14 protein-coding genes are annotated in these 14,103 nt (G+C 65.0%); 7 read left to right on the forward strand and 7 right to left on the reverse strand.

Translation table 11 applies throughout. The annotated features are described in order from the left end of the window. Positions 1 to 6 precede the first annotated feature (6 nt). Complete coding sequence (locus ACIBJI_RS04335; RefSeq protein ID WP_397082987.1) at positions 7 to 483, reverse strand: hypothetical protein; 477 nt, start codon at positions 481 to 483, stop codon at positions 7 to 9. Between the two features lie 228 nt (positions 484 to 711). Here ACIBJI_RS04335 and ACIBJI_RS04340 point away from each other — a divergent pair, with 228 nt between their 5' ends. Then, a complete protein-coding gene (locus tag ACIBJI_RS04340) occupies positions 712 to 1,053 on the forward strand; it encodes a hypothetical protein (protein WP_364344174.1) in 342 nt (113 codons plus the stop codon). A 65-nt stretch (positions 1,054 to 1,118) separates the two neighbouring features. Further along, positions 1,119 to 1,952, forward strand: coding sequence for a GNAT family N-acetyltransferase (locus tag ACIBJI_RS04345; protein WP_364344171.1), 834 nt, complete (start codon positions 1,119 to 1,121; stop codon positions 1,950 to 1,952). 47 nt (positions 1,953 to 1,999) lie between these two features. On the opposite strand, the gene ACIBJI_RS04350 is transcribed toward ACIBJI_RS04345, so the two are convergent. From ACIBJI_RS04350 to ACIBJI_RS04365, 4 genes are all read right to left on the reverse strand, one after another. Further along, positions 2,000 to 2,917, reverse strand: coding sequence for a hydroxymethylglutaryl-CoA lyase (locus ACIBJI_RS04350; protein WP_364344168.1), 918 nt, complete (start codon positions 2,915 to 2,917; stop codon positions 2,000 to 2,002). A gap of 222 nt (positions 2,918 to 3,139) precedes the next feature. Beyond that, the gene (locus ACIBJI_RS04355) at positions 3,140 to 4,348 is read right to left on the reverse strand and encodes a CaiB/BaiF CoA-transferase family protein (protein ID WP_364344162.1); all 1,209 of its coding nucleotides are present in this window, start codon (positions 4,346 to 4,348) and stop codon (positions 3,140 to 3,142) included. A 135-nt stretch (positions 4,349 to 4,483) separates the two neighbouring features. Beyond that, positions 4,484 to 5,413 (reverse strand): TauD/TfdA family dioxygenase, encoded by a 930-nt coding sequence (locus ACIBJI_RS04360; RefSeq protein ID WP_364344159.1) that lies wholly within the window; start codon positions 5,411 to 5,413, stop codon positions 4,484 to 4,486. A gap of 296 nt (positions 5,414 to 5,709) precedes the next feature. Then, positions 5,710 to 6,480 (reverse strand): deoxyribonuclease IV, encoded by a 771-nt coding sequence (locus tag ACIBJI_RS04365; RefSeq protein ID WP_397082989.1) that lies wholly within the window; start codon positions 6,478 to 6,480, stop codon positions 5,710 to 5,712. 130 nt (positions 6,481 to 6,610) lie between these two features. Between ACIBJI_RS04365 and ACIBJI_RS04370 the strand changes: the two genes are divergently transcribed. The 5 genes from ACIBJI_RS04370 (at position 6,611) to ACIBJI_RS04390 (ending at position 12,328) form a co-directional block, all read left to right on the forward strand. Beyond that, positions 6,611 to 7,768 (forward strand): serine/threonine-protein kinase, encoded by a 1,158-nt coding sequence (locus tag ACIBJI_RS04370; RefSeq protein ID WP_364344153.1) that lies wholly within the window; start codon positions 6,611 to 6,613, stop codon positions 7,766 to 7,768. A gap of 173 nt (positions 7,769 to 7,941) precedes the next feature. Then, positions 7,942 to 9,771 (forward strand): protein kinase, encoded by a 1,830-nt coding sequence (locus ACIBJI_RS04375; protein ID WP_397082991.1) that lies wholly within the window; start codon positions 7,942 to 7,944, stop codon positions 9,769 to 9,771. After that, positions 9,747 to 10,016, forward strand: coding sequence for an isocitrate lyase/phosphoenolpyruvate mutase family protein (locus ACIBJI_RS04380; protein WP_397082993.1), 270 nt, complete (start codon positions 9,747 to 9,749; stop codon positions 10,014 to 10,016). The genes ACIBJI_RS04375 and ACIBJI_RS04380 overlap by 25 nt, the downstream gene beginning before the upstream one ends. Before the next feature lie 294 nt (positions 10,017 to 10,310). Then, entirely contained in the window at positions 10,311 to 11,666 is a 1,356-nt protein-coding gene (locus ACIBJI_RS04385; protein ID WP_364344144.1) for a cytochrome P450, read from the forward strand. An 80-nt stretch (positions 11,667 to 11,746) separates the two neighbouring features. Beyond that, entirely contained in the window at positions 11,747 to 12,328 is a 582-nt protein-coding gene (locus tag ACIBJI_RS04390; RefSeq protein WP_364344141.1) for a TerD family protein, read from the forward strand. 46 nt (positions 12,329 to 12,374) lie between these two features. Here ACIBJI_RS04390 and ACIBJI_RS04395 read toward each other — a convergent pair whose 3' ends face one another. Further along, entirely contained in the window at positions 12,375 to 12,860 is a 486-nt protein-coding gene (locus tag ACIBJI_RS04395) for a glutathione peroxidase (protein ID WP_364344138.1), read from the reverse strand. Next, on the reverse strand, positions 12,857 to 14,083 hold the full coding sequence (locus ACIBJI_RS04400; RefSeq protein WP_364344135.1) for a cytochrome P450: 1,227 nt from the start codon (positions 14,081 to 14,083) through the stop codon (positions 12,857 to 12,859). Before ACIBJI_RS04400 ends, ACIBJI_RS04395 begins: the two co-directional genes overlap by 4 nt. Positions 14,084 to 14,103 lie beyond the last annotated feature (20 nt).

The following is a 14,103-nucleotide window of genomic DNA, read 5'->3' on the forward strand; positions in this document are numbered from 1 at the left end:
GTTTTGCTATTCGTCGTCGCTCAGGCCCGGCGAGGTGGCCGTCGGCACGCGGCGCGTCGTGGTCGGCGGATCTTCGGTGGGCTGGTCGACGGTGGTCGGACGCGGCTGGGTGTTGGGCAGCTCGAACTCGGTGTTGAAGCCGGGCGGCGGTACGGCTGCTGGAGTGGAGGTCCGCGACCCTCGGGTCGTGGATTCCGGCAAGGCCGTCGGCGGCACGGTGAAATCGACCGGCTTGCGCGGCTGTCCCGGCGCTACCTTCCAACTCGGCGAGGGCGGGATGATCACCTTCGGTGCCGCCGAGGTGGTGGTGCCGTAGCGCACGGCCGGGACCGCGTCGTTGGCGTCGTTGGCGGACTTGATCGGTGGGGGCGCGACGTAGGTGTCGTCCTTGCCGAGTCCGCAGGCTCCGATGAGAACGAGTCCGAGCGAGACCGCGCCCGCGGCGATCACCGGACCGGCGATCTTGGCCCTACTGCTCTCCATCGGTAACACTCCTCGTCGTTCGAGTGGGGCTCACAATAATCGAGGCCGGTCGCCCCGGCCAGATGAGGGAAACACGTTGGGCGCGCGGCAGTGCCAGCGCAGATTAAACAGCGGTGATTCAGATATCGAATTGGTCTCTTCGGCGTGTCGCGGGCACGTGTCGTGGTCGAACCACGTCTCGGGGCCGTAGCGTGTGATCAAAGTTACGCGTGAGACGCCAGTACCTAGATGAGAGACGCGCGGTGCAAATCGGGCGACGGCAATACTCTGATCGGCGTCATCGAGGAGTTGATGATGGGAGCTTACTCGACAACTCCGTTGCGAGCCTCCGCCGCGGCCGACGAATCGGCCGCCCCGGAAACCTCGCAGCAAGTCGTGTCGAACCCGCCGGGGCGCACCCTGTCCACGATTTTGTCGCGGATAACGGCCTGGCTGATTTTCATCGGCGGCATTGTCGGAGCCGTGCTCGGCATCGCCGGACTGCACGTCGAAATCACCGTCGCCGGACTGATTCTGGCGTGCACCGCCGGTCTGGTGCTGCTGAAGCTACGCGCGGACCGAACGAGCTGAACCGTGCCCGCGGCTGCGGGAAAATTGCGAGCGCACGGGGCTTTCGGGCTCTAGCGTGATTCGGTATGAGGATCGAGATCACCGCCGACGCCGCGCGGTTCCGGTCGCTGACCGAACCGTTTCTGCTGCGTGATCCGTTGCGGCACACGGTGATCGCCACCGGCATCGCCAACCACCTGACCGGCATGCAGGTAGACGCCGACCACTCGCGGTTCCTATCGGTCCACGACGAGGACGCGACGGTGATCGGTGTCGCCATGCGCGCGGCCGGACGCGGGATGTATCTCGGTGAGCTGCCCGTGGGAAGTGTTGTGCCCGTTGCCGATGCGCTGGCCGAGGTCGCCGCGGACGCGGACGGGGTCGAGGGCGCGACCGACGACGCCGCCGAATTCGCCGAGCACTGGGGCAAGCGGTACGGTGTCGGCTATCGGGAGGCGTACTCGACCCGCCTCTACCAGCTCGCGGACCTGAACTTTCCGATTGTCGCCGGATCAGCCCGCCGCGCAACCGATTCCGACGTCGGCCTGTGCGTCGATTGGGCCGAAGCCATGCGCCGCGAATCCGGTATGCCGCCGCCGAGCCTGACTGCCATCGCCATCCGGAACCGCATCTCGACCGGCCGCTGGTGGCTCTGGGAGCTCGACGGTAAACCCGTCTCCCTTGCCGCACACCAGGTTCCGGTCTTCGGATGGTCCCGAATCGGCCCCGTCTACACCCCACCCGGCCACCGGGGCCACGGCTACGCCAGCATCCTCACCGCTCACGTATCCCGCACCCTGCGGTGGCAAAACCTGAACGTCTGCCTCTTCGCCGACACCGCCAACCCCACCGCGAACCACATCTACCGAACCATCGGCTTCGAACCCGTCCGCGATTTCACGCACTACCAATTCACCTAGGCCACAATCGCTCCCTGCTCGCCGCGCGCCGAACTTTCCGCGTTTCTTTAGATTTCGACGGGGGCTGGGGTGACCCATTCGAAGGCGGTGGCTTTGGAGCGGGTGCCTTCGGCGGTGCGGGAGCGGTTGGGTTCGTTCAGGTCGGTGAGTAGGGATTCGGTGAGGGTAACCAGAGTGGCCAGGGCTGGTGGGGTGAACCAGTTGGGGCGGGTGGCGAAGAGGATGTCTTCGGTGGCGGTGTTGCCGCTGGCGCCGGGGGCGAAGGGGCAGCCGCCGAGGCCGCCGAGGGAGCCGTCGACCATGGTGGCTCCGGCCTGTAGGGCGGCAAGGGTATTGGCCACGCCCATGCCCCAGGTGTCGTGACCGTGGAAGACGATGCGGCGGTGTGGGGTTCGGCCGCGCACCGCCGAGATCAGCTCGGATACCTGGGTCGGGTGGGCCTGGCCGAGGGTATCGGCGATGACGATGTCGCAAGCGCCCTCGGTGCGCGGATCGTTGGCAATTGCCAGAACTCGCTCGGGATCAACGGGACCGTCGAAGGGGCAGGTGAAGCTGGTGGCAAGGCAGAGTTGGATTTCGCCGCCCGCCTCCCGCGCCAACCGAACCGCATCCGGCATGGCGGCGACACTGTCCTCGGTGCTGCGGCCGATATTGGCCTTATTGTGCGCGTCCGATGCGGAGAAGCAGTACTGGAAGTTGCGTACGCCCGCGGCGGCGGCCTTCTCCACATGGCGCGGCGTGGCCACCCAAACCCAACAGCGCTGCAGCTCTTCGGGGCTCAACGCGGCAATGAGATCCATGGTGTTGGCCATCGGCGGCACCAGATCGGGACGCGCCATCGAACCGATCTCCAGTGCGGGCACGCCGACGGCGAACAGCTGGCGCACGATATCCACCTTTCGCTCAACCGGCAGCACCTTTCCGGTCAACTGCAGCCCGTCGCGCAATGTCACATCGCGCAGCATCACTCCTCCTCCTGCGCATCCCGGACCGGCGGCGCCTGACGCACATGCGGCGGCACGCACATCACGCCACCGCAAGGCTTTTCGTTCGAAGCGGGGGTGGGATGCACTGTCGGACGCACGTGTCCGGGCGCACTCACTTCGCGCACACTGCGCCCCGGCGGTCGACGCCTGCCGTATACCCGTCGCGTCATACCGCCTCCACTTCATCGATACCGGCGCGCATCACGCCTCCAACCCGGCGATATCGGCATCGCTCATTCCGAGCAGTTCCGACAGCACCTCGCGCGTGTGCTCACCCAGGTCCGGACCGACATTGCGGATCGGCAGGGACTTTTCACCGATCACCGGCACGATGCCGGGAAAGCCGACCGTCTTCGGTTGCGGCGCACCGACATCCACCGGGAACGGCTGAATCATATTGCGCGCCTTGTACTGCGCGTCGACGACGATGTCTGCGGCAGTGTAGATGGGACCGCACGGAATGGCGGCCGCCTCCAATATTTTCAGCGCCTGGTCGCGGGTATGCCGCACGGTCCATTCGGCAATGGACGCGTCGAGCCGTTCGCGATTGCGCCAGCGTCCGGCGTTGTCCTGCAGTTCCGGATCGGCGGCCAGATCGGGACGGCCGATCACCTCCATATAGCGCTGGAAGATGGCATCACCGTTGCCGCCGATAATGATGCTCGTACCGTCGCTGGTCGGGTAGGCATTACTCGGCGCGATGCCCTCCATCCGCCCGCCGACCCGCTCGCGGTTGATGCCGTAGGCAAGATAGTCGGGCACGAGCGATTCCATCACCGACAGGATCGCCTCGTTCAACGCCACATCGATGACACGTTCCCCCAGCGGAATCGATGCGTTGGTGCGCTCCCGCTGGAACAACGCCATCACCGTGCCGAACGCCGCATAAATCCCCGCGATCGAATCACCGATGGACACACCGACCCGCACCGGCGGCCGATCCGGATCCCCGACCAGTTCACGCAGTCCGCCGACCGCCTCGGCGACCGCCGCGAACCCGGGCCGTGCGGCCAGTGGTCCGGTCTGGCCGTAAGCGGAGATCCGCGTGATCACCAGTTCCGGATTGACCTCGTTCAGCACATCCGGGCCGAGGCCCCACTTCTCCAGCATCCCCGGCCGGAAATTCTCCAACAGCACATCGCAATGCCGGAGCAGATCCAGCACGATGCTCCGGCCCGCTTCGGTGCGCAGATCCAGCGTGATCGACTTCTTGTTCCGGTTGATAGTGCGGTACAGCATCGAGGTATCGCCGCCGTAGAGCCGCCAGTTGCGTAGCTCGTCCCCGGCCTTCGGCCGCTCCACTTTGATCACCTCGGCACCGAAATCGCCGAGGATGCGACCAGCGGTCGGCGCGGCGATGTAATTGCCGAGTTCCAGGACGCGAACCCCGTCCAGCGGGCTGATACTCATGGGCATCAGTCTGTACCATCGCGCCGCCCGGCAGCGGCCCGACCTGGTACCTCGGCGAATGCGGGTAAAGCACCCGCACGGCCCCTCAACTGCCGCAGCACAATCGGAGGTACTGCGGCAGCCGTGCGATCGTCGTCACACTTCGAGCGGGGAAACTTCCTCGATGATCGAGTAGTGCTCGGCATTGCCATGGTGCGAGGTGCTCTTGACTCCGTCGACACCGACCGGGATATCCCCGGCGAGGGTGATCCGGGTCAGCTTGCGCGGCTGGTCGTCGTAGTCGTCGACGGCGTAGTGCTGGGTGGCGCGGTTATCCCAAATAGCGACGTCACCGGGCTGCCAGTTCCAGCGGGTGGTGTTCTCCAGCCGGGTCACCCGGTCTTGGAACAGGCGGAACAGCGCCTGGGACTCGCTGGTGGAGACCCCTACGAAACGCTTGACGAAGTGCCCGACCAGCAGTGCGCGTTCCCCGGTCTCCGGGTGCACCCGCACCACCGGATGCTCGGTCTCGTAGTAGTCGGACTGGAATTCGGCGCGGTAGGCATCGGTATTCGGGCCGCGCCGGTCGACGTCGGTTGCCGCGTAGTCATAGAGGTTGGTGTGCACCGCCCGCAGGCTCTCGGCCAGGCGCTTGAGCGGCTCCGGCAGCGAATCGTAGCCGGCGACGGTGGAGGCCCACGTGGTCGAGCCGCCGTAAGTAGGCAGGGTGACCGCGCGCAGGATGGAGGCCTTCGGGATCCGGTCGACGAAGGTGACGTCGGTGTGCCAGCTGTTGGCGCGGCCGTACTCCGAGTCGATGGCCAGGCTCTTGACACCGTGCGAGGTGACCGTCGGATGCGGGGTGGTCGGGGTACCGAGCAACTGCGCGAACTCGTACTGCCCGTCCTCGGTCAAATGATCCTGACCACGGAAGAAGATGACCTTGTGCTCGAGCAGCGCGCGCCGGATCACCGCGACGGTTGCCGCGTCCACATCGCCGCCGAGCCGGACATTGTCGACTTGGGCGCCGATGCGAGCGCCGGTTTTGGTCACGGTGGCGGTTGTCTGGGCGTAGTCGACCGTCATGAGATCACCTTCGCTGGTTGAAATCGGTTGATGCGCCATCGAGCACACCACCGAAACCTGCACCCCAACCAGGGTTTCCATCGCCCTGATCCCAACATGGCACCCCGCCGAACGTAGTCATGTGGCGGCTGCGCGCGTGGGCAGAGCCGCCATTCGACTCCCCTTTATGCGCTGTCCGCTCGGGTTGATGATTCAGCGTTCGGCAGGCTTGTGGCGGTCGCATGCGTCTGCGCGCGCCTTCTGATCTACGTCTTTCTTGCGCACACCCCGAATGGGGGTGGGGACGGGCGGGGCGATCAGCCGACGTGCTCGCGCAGGTACGCCAGGTCCTCGGCGACACCCTCGGCGGGCGTCTCCAGGATCACCGGAGCATCCGCCGTCCGGCACACCTCGGCCAGCAGCTGCGGATCGATCGTGCCGTCCGCGAAGTTGGCATGACGGTCTGCGCCCGAATTGAATTCGTCGCGGGAGGAGTTCAGGTGCACCAGGTCTATCCGGCCGGTGATGGCCTTGATCCGCTCGACGACGCCGACCAGATCCTCACCGCCCGCCCAGGCGTGGCAGGTGTCCAGGCAGAAGCCCGCGCCGAAATCGCCGACCGCGTCCCAGAGCCGGGCGATCGAATCGAAATGCCGGGCCATGGCGTGGTTACCGCCCGCGGTGTTCTCGATCAGGATCGGCACCGCGAAGCCGCCCTTGTCCTGCTGACGCTCGAACAGCTTGCGCCAGTTATCGATTCCGGTTTCCAGTTCGCCATCGGAGCGCACATGTCCGCCGTGCACCACCAGACCGAACGCACCGATATCGGCGGCGGCCTTCGCTTGCTGCGCAACCGCATTGCGCGACGGCATGCGCAAGCGATTGTTCAGGCTGGCCACATTGATCTGATAGGACGAGTGCACCACCACATCGATCGGACTGGCGAGGATCTCCTCGGTCCGCGGATGCGGGGTCGGTTTATCCCAACTCTGCGGGTCGACGACGAACAGTTGGATGACATCGGCGCCGAGTTTTTCACCGAAGCCGATCGGATCGCTGTCGAGCCGGACGTGTGCTCCAATGCGCATGGGGCCGAGCCTAACGACTGCCACCGACAACGTCTTCGCCCACCGCAACGAACATGTTGCGTCCGGGCCGTGCGAACAGATACATCGGTAGGATCCAGGTGCTCGACCCGATACGGGGGGTGAATCCACTGTGCTGCGAACTGGCGATGTTTTCGCTGGGTACACGATCAAACGCGTGCTCGGCCAAGGCGGTATGGGCACCGTGTACCTGGCCCGGCATCCGCGTCTGCCGCGCCTGACCGCGCTGAAATTGCTGAAGCGCGAACTGTATACCGATGCCCAGATCCGGCGCCGCTTCGAGCGCGAGGCCGATCTGGTCGCCCAGCTCGACCATCCGAATATCGTCACCGTCTACGACCGCGGCGCCGAGGATCAACAGTTGTGGATCTCGATGCAATTCGTGCCGGGCGCGGATGCCTCCTGCGCGGATGTCAACGTGCTCGCCCCCGGCCGCGCGGTGCAGATCATCGTCGATACCGCTGCCGCACTGGATTTCGCACACGGCAACGGCGTACTGCACCGGGACGTGAAACCGGCCAATATCCTGCTGGCCAAGGCCCCGATCGGACAGCCGGAACGGGTGCTGCTCACCGACTTCGGTATCGCGGGCATGCGCGACGGTGAATCCACGCTGAGTTCGGCCGGAACCATTACCGCCACACTGGCCTACGCCGCGCCGGAACAACTGACCGGGACGCCGGACTACCTGGCAGACCAGTACTCACTGGCCTGCTCGCTGTTCTGGATGCTGACCGGTGCCGCGCCCTTCCAGGGGGCGAATCCCATGGCCGTCATCAATGGGCATCTGTATGGGGCGATACCGTCGCTGCGTCGATATCGCCCCGACGTACCACCCGCGCTGGACGCGGTGCTGGCGCGGGCCATGGCCAAACGGCCCGCGGACCGGTTCGTCAGCTGCACCGAATTCGCGCAGGCCGCCCGTCGGGCGCTGCTGTCGTCGATGTCGCACCCGCATCAGGGGAACGGGTATCACGGTCCGTCGATGGGGCCCGGCACCGAGCATCCTCGCGAGGCCGGTGCGGCCCGAAACCCGGTGCCCTCTGCAAACGCGGTGCCTCCCAACACTTCCGGGCAAGTCGGCAGTGGCAGAACCGCGCGGCCGCCCGAGCCGACAAACCGCTCCGCCGCTGAGCCATCGAGAACATCTCAGCCGCGCCTGCCGCTGCCACCGCGCCGCTCACCGCGACCCGGCACCATCGCCCTGCCCGATATCCCACGTCGCCCCGGCAGAACGCCGCCCGGACCCGCGCCGCGCCCGCCGCCATAGCCGAAGACGATCGGATATCGCCTGCGATACCTATAAGTCGACGATAACCAGGGCTTAAGCGAATCCTGCTAAGGTTTCGATGTTTTCCGTGGTCAGAAGGTCCTGATCGCGCATTCTTATGCTGTACGCCTGTTCATCGGTGGGTCCCGGTGGCGGCGGGAAGTGGAGCAGACATGCTGGCCAGCGGTGACGTATTCGCCGGTTATGTCATCGATCGGCAACTGGGTCGCGGTGGCATGGGTTCGGTGTACCTGGCGAAACATCCGCGACTGCCGCGGATGACGGCGCTGAAGCTGCTGAATCGGGAGATGTTCTTCGATAAGGAGGTGCGGGCGCGGTTCGAACGGGAGGCGGATCTGGTCGCCCAGCTCGATCACCCGAATATCGTCACCGTCTATGACCGCGGCCTCGACGACGAGCAGTTGTGGATCTCGATGCAGTACATCGATGGCATCGATGCCGCGTCGGTCGATCCCAAGTCACTGCCGCCGGAGCGGGCAGTCCAGATCATCAAGGAGACCGCCGACGCGCTCGACTACGCGCACGGCATGGGTGTCCTGCACCGCGATGTGAAGCCCGCGAACATCCTGCTGGCCCGCTCCGGTGGCGGCCGCGGTGAGCGGGTCTACCTGACCGACTTCGGCATCGCGCGGCTGCGCGACGACACCGGTCACCTCACCCAGACCGGCACCTTCACCGCCACCCTCGCCTACGCCTCGCCCGAACAACTCACCGGCGCATCGCTGGATCACCGATCGGATCAGTACTCGCTGGCGTGCTCGCTGTTCTGGCTGTTCACCGGGTCCGGTCCGTTCGCTGCGACCAATCCGGCGGCGGTGATCCAGGGACATCTGCAGGCCGCGCCGCCGGCGCTGAGCAGTGTTCGCCCCGGCTTGCCCTACCAGTTGGACGCGGTGATGGCCAAGGCCATGGCCAAGCGGCCCGACGATCGGTTCGCCTCCTGCTCGGAATTCGCGCAGGCCGCCAAGCACGCACTGACCAATCCGAGCGTTCCGTCGATGCCGGTGGTCGGTGGACCGCGTCCGGGCACCGGTCCGGCGATTCCGGTGACAGGTGTGCCACGGCCGGTTACCGGCCAGCCGATACCGGTGACGAACGGGCCGTACCCGCAGACCGCCGGACCGTATCCGCAGACCAGCGGGCCGTATCCGCAGACAAGTGCACCGCACACTGTGCAGCCGCAGCCATTGGCGCCGACGACCGTCAATCCCGCATCGCAGGGCATCCCACATCCGCAGCCGGTGCAGACCGCGCCGACCCAACAGCAACCGCATCCGAGCAATCCGTACAACCAGCAGCCGCTCGGCTTCGCGACGCGGCCGCCGATGGGTGGACCGCGCCCGCCCGCGCCGCCGCAACGCAAATCGAATGTGGGGCTGATCGTCGCGCTGTGCGTCGGTCTGGTGATCCTGTTGGTGATCGTGGTCGCGATCATCGGTGCGCTGTCGAGTAGCGGTTCGTCGAACTCCGGCGGCAGTAGTACGACGACCTCGTCGAGTTCGTCCTATGGTGGCAGCGGCTCGGTGGATGCGACGGCGGCCGCGATCAGCAAAGAGTTCCCGCGCATGGTGCCCGCCAGCGAATCCGATTCGGTCGGCTACAACGGCGCGAAATGCAATGCTCACAAGACCGGCGACCTGACCCTGCCCACGCCGGGCACGCCGGACTTCGGCGCCTGGGCCGCGCAGTGGGATTGCTACGGCGGCGGTGACAACGACGACCCGTTCTACACGATCTACGTCTACAAGAACGCCTCCGACGTGCAGAAGGCGCTGAGCAACCTACCGTCGGACGCCACCAAGTCGACCGATACCAATGGCGGCAAGACCTACACCAACTACAAGTTCGTCAACGACGGGCCCAAGATCGTTACCGCGTTCACCGGCGACAGCAAGCGCGCCCAATTCCTCATGTACGCAGATGGTTTGGCGGGCGCTCAGGACAAGGTCCTGCGCTGGTGGCGTTCGGCCCCGCTGAACTGACAGCCGAACCGGGCGCGAGACTCGACGGTCCACTCAACGTGGTCATGGGTTTGACCGGCCATGCACTGTCCCTCGATGACCTGCGCGAGCGCGGCGTACGCCGAGTCACTGTCGGCGGCAGCATCTTCCGCGCCATGTATCGCCAATTGCTCGATACCGCACACGAATTGGCCGATCGTGGCACCTTCACCTACGCCGCCGAGCAACTCACCCAGAACGACCTCAACAACCTCTTCCGCCGCTGATCAGCGCTCCAGGTAGGGCGTTTGCGCTGATTCGTCGGCTCACGCACATCGCGCGGCATTCGAGGGGAACCGGCGGGCGTGAATTACGGCGAGTTCGATCGCCGGTAGAACCGACGCCCATGAGCCCCGCACTGCATATCACCCGGGCATTTATTTGCGGCAGCGCGTTCCCAGGCACAGGGCGCGGAGAGCATCCGAATTCGGGCGCGGAACCTTGCCTGCCCTACGTCACTCGTAGTACTGTCCAGACACATGTCCATCATGTGTGTGGACGGATATCCCAGGAGGATTTTCATGACCCTGGTCAAGCCGCTGCGGGTTTCTGGAGGCGAGCACGAGCACGGGCATCTCGAGGAATTCCGCGTGGATCCACTGGCTTTGATGCGGCGGGTGCGGGCGGAATGCGGGGATGTCGGGGCATTCGATCTCGCGGGGCGGCATGTGATTCTGCTGTCCGGCGCCGAGGCCAATGAGTTCTTCTTCCGGTCGGGCGACGAGGATCTCGATCAGGCCGCCGCCTATCCCTTCATGAAGCCGATTTTCGGCGAGGGCGTGGTGTTCGACGCCAGTCCGGAGCGGCGCAAGGAGATGCTGCACAATCAGGCGCTGCGCGCGGAGCAAATGCGCGGACACGCGGCGACCATCGGGCGCGAGGTCGAGCGCATGCTCGCGAACTGGGGCGATGAGGGCCAGATCGATCTGCTCGACTTCTTCGCCGAGCTGACCATCTACACCTCATCGGCTTGCCTGATCGGCAAACGCTTCCGCGATGAACTCGACGACCGCTTCGCCCACCTCTACCACGATCTGGAGCGCGGCACCGACGCGCTGGCCTATGTGGACCCGTACGCGCCGATCGAAAGCTTCCGCCGTCGCGATGCCGCCCGTGCCGAACTGGTCGAATTGGTGCAGGGCATCATGGACGGCCGCGCCGTGAATCCGCCGGCGAACAAGGAAGATCGGGACATGCTCGACATCCTGATCTCGATCAAGGATGAGCAGGGGCAGCCGCGATTCAGCGCGAGCGAAATCACCGGAATGTTCATCTCGATGATGTTCGCGGGCCATCACACCACCTCTGGCACCGCGGCCTGGACGGTTATCGAATTGCTCAGGCATCCTGCGGAATTGCGTCGGGTGGTCGATGAACTCGACGAGCTGTACGCCGACGGTTCCGATATCAGTTTCGGTGCGCTGCGCCAGATTCCGAATCTGGAGGCAGTGCTGAAGGAGACCTTGCGGCTGCATCCACCGCTGATCATTCTGATGCGGGTGGCGCAGGGTGAATTCGAGGTGTGCGGTCATCGCATCGCACCGGGCGATCTCGTGGCGGCGACTCCGGCCATCTCCAACCGGATTCCAGAGGACTTCCCGAATCCGGATCTCTTCGACCCGAAACGCTATATCGATCCGAATCAGGCGGATATCGTCAACCGCTGGACCTGGATTCCCTTCGGTGCGGGCCGTCACCGCTGTGTCGGTGCGGCCTTCGCGCTCATGCAGCTCAAAGCGATTTTCTCGATACTGCTGCGGGACTGGGAATTCGAGATGGCACAACCGTCCGACAGCTACCGCAACGACCACAGCAAGATGGTGGTGCAGCTGCAACAGCCGTGTGCGGTCCGCTACCGCAGGCGGCGAAAGGCATAGGCGAACACCCAGTTACGGGAGCGTGCGCGGGAAGATTCTGTGCCCCATGGACTTGGCGAATTCGCTTGTAATGTGAAGACATGATCACGCTCAAGAAGGAAGATGGTGCCGCGGATCTCAACGGCATCACCAAGCTGACGGTCGGGGTGAGTTGGGACCCGTCGGGGGGCACCAGCGGCGGCGCGCTCGGAATGCTGCGCCGCAAGCGCGGTGTGGATCTGGATCTGATCGCCATCCTCATGCAAGGCGCCGAGCCGGTGCGTTTCGCCGGTCTGGACTCGCTCGACCCGCTGGGCAACGGTTCGGTCCAGCACACCGGCGACGAACAGACCGGCGCCGCCTCCGGAGACGACGAATCGGTGCATGTCACCTTCGCGAATGTGCCCGAGGCCATCGACGCGATCATTTTCGTGGCCGCGGCTTTCAAGAAGGGCTCATCGTTCGAGAAGGCCAACAACATCTCGTTCAAGATCTACGACGCGTCCGGCGGCGGTACCGAGCAGGTGGCCGATATCTGGCCGTCGCTGCTCGGCACGGACAACGCCAATGCGGTGGCCAAGGCGTTCCGCAACGGCGGAAGTTGGCAGCTCGAGGTGCTCAACCGCAAGGGCAAGATCAAGCAGGGCGATAAGCAGGCCCTACTGCACTTCGCCATGGCGTGAGCATGCGCGCCGGAGCTCTGGCGAGGAGCTCCGGCCGCTGCTGGTGCTACAGAACGGCTTCGACGGCCGAAACGACCGCGGCGTCGTCGGGTGTGGTGCGCGGCCGGAACCGGCCGACCACCGCACCTTCGCGATCGATCAGGAATTTCTCGAAGTTCCACTGGATATCACCGGCAGTGCCCTCGCCATCCGCGGTCTCTACCAGTGCCTGGTAGAGCGGATGCCGGTCCTCGCCGTTGACATCGGTCTTCTCCAGCAGCGGAAAGTCGACGCCATAGGTGGTCGAGCAGAATTCCGCGATTTCCTCGGCGGTACCCGGCTCCTGGCCCATGAACTGGTTGCACGGCACCCCGACCACGCTGAAACCGCGTTCGCCGTAAATTTTCTGAAGTTCGACGAGCCCGGTGTACTGCGGTGTCAGCCCACACTTAGAGGCCACATTGACCAGCAGTACCGCCTTGTCTCCGACCAATTCGCCCAGTGTTGCCGGGGCGCCGGAGAGGGTACGTAGGGGAATGTTGCGGATATTCATTCGTATCGCACCTGCCAGTTCTTGATTCCGTTGATCCACCCCGATCGCAACCGTACCGGATCGGCGACCTGGCTGATCTCGGGCATCTCATCGGCGATCGCATTGAACATCAGGTCGATCTCCAGTCGCGCCAGATTCGCCCCGACGCAATAATGCGCACCGGTGCCGCCGAATCCGACGTGCGGATTCGGATCGCGCAATACGTCGAAGGTGAACGGATTTTCGAAGGCGTCCTCGTCGAAGTTGGCCGAACTGTAGAAGATTCCCAACCGTTGGCCCTGCTTGATCTGCTGTCCGCCGAGTTCGGTGTCCTGGGCGGCGGTGCGCTGGAAGGCATTCACCGGGGTCGCCCAGCGCACGATCTCATCGGGTGCGGTGCGCGGCCGCTGCGCCCGGTACAGCTCCCACTGCTGCGGATGGTCCACGAAGGCCTTCATGCCGTGGGTGATGGCATTGCGGGTGGTCTCATTGCCCGCGATGGCGAGCAGGATGACGAAGAAGCCGAATTCGTCCGAACCGAGTCCTTCGCCGTCGACATCGGCATGCACCAATTGGCTGACGATATCGTCGACCGGACAGGCGCGCCGCTCTTCGGCCATGTTCCAGGCATAGCCGAGGATTTCGGCGAAGGCGGTGGTGGCGTCGCCGTATTCCGGATCGTCGTAGTTCAGCGTCTGGTTGGACCATTCGAACAGCTTGTGGCGGTCGTCATTCGGTACGCCGAGCAGTTCCGCGATGGCCTGCAGCGGCAGTTCGCAGGCCACCTGCTGGACGAAATCGCCGCCGCCGCTTCGCTTGGCCTCGTGCACGATTCGCGCCGCGCGTTCGGCGAGCGTGGCGCGCAGGCCCTCCACCGCACGCGGGGTGAAGCCCTTGGAGACGATCCGGCGGATCTTGGCATGCTTGGGCGCATCCATATTGACCAGCAGCGCACCGGTGAGTTCGATCTGCTCCGGAGTGACATCGTCGGGCAGCCGGATGATCGCGCCCTTCTGTGCCGAGGAGTAGATTTCCGGGCTGCGCGAAATCTCCTTCACGTCTTCGTGTTTGCTGACCACCCAGTAGCCGCCGTCACGAAAGCCGCCCGAGGTCGCATCCGGCTGCGCGCACCACCACACCGGCGCCGTGCGGCGCAGGGTTGCGAATTCCTCGACCGGCATGCGGTTTTCCCACAGCCCCGGGTCGGTGAAATCGAAGCCTGCCGGGAACGCGGGCGCTGCCATAGCTACCTCCTGGGGTGAAA

The sequence above is a fragment of the Nocardia sp. NPDC050408 genome, assembly GCF_044458905.1.
Taxonomy (GTDB): Bacteria; Actinomycetota; Actinomycetes; order Mycobacteriales; family Mycobacteriaceae; genus Nocardia.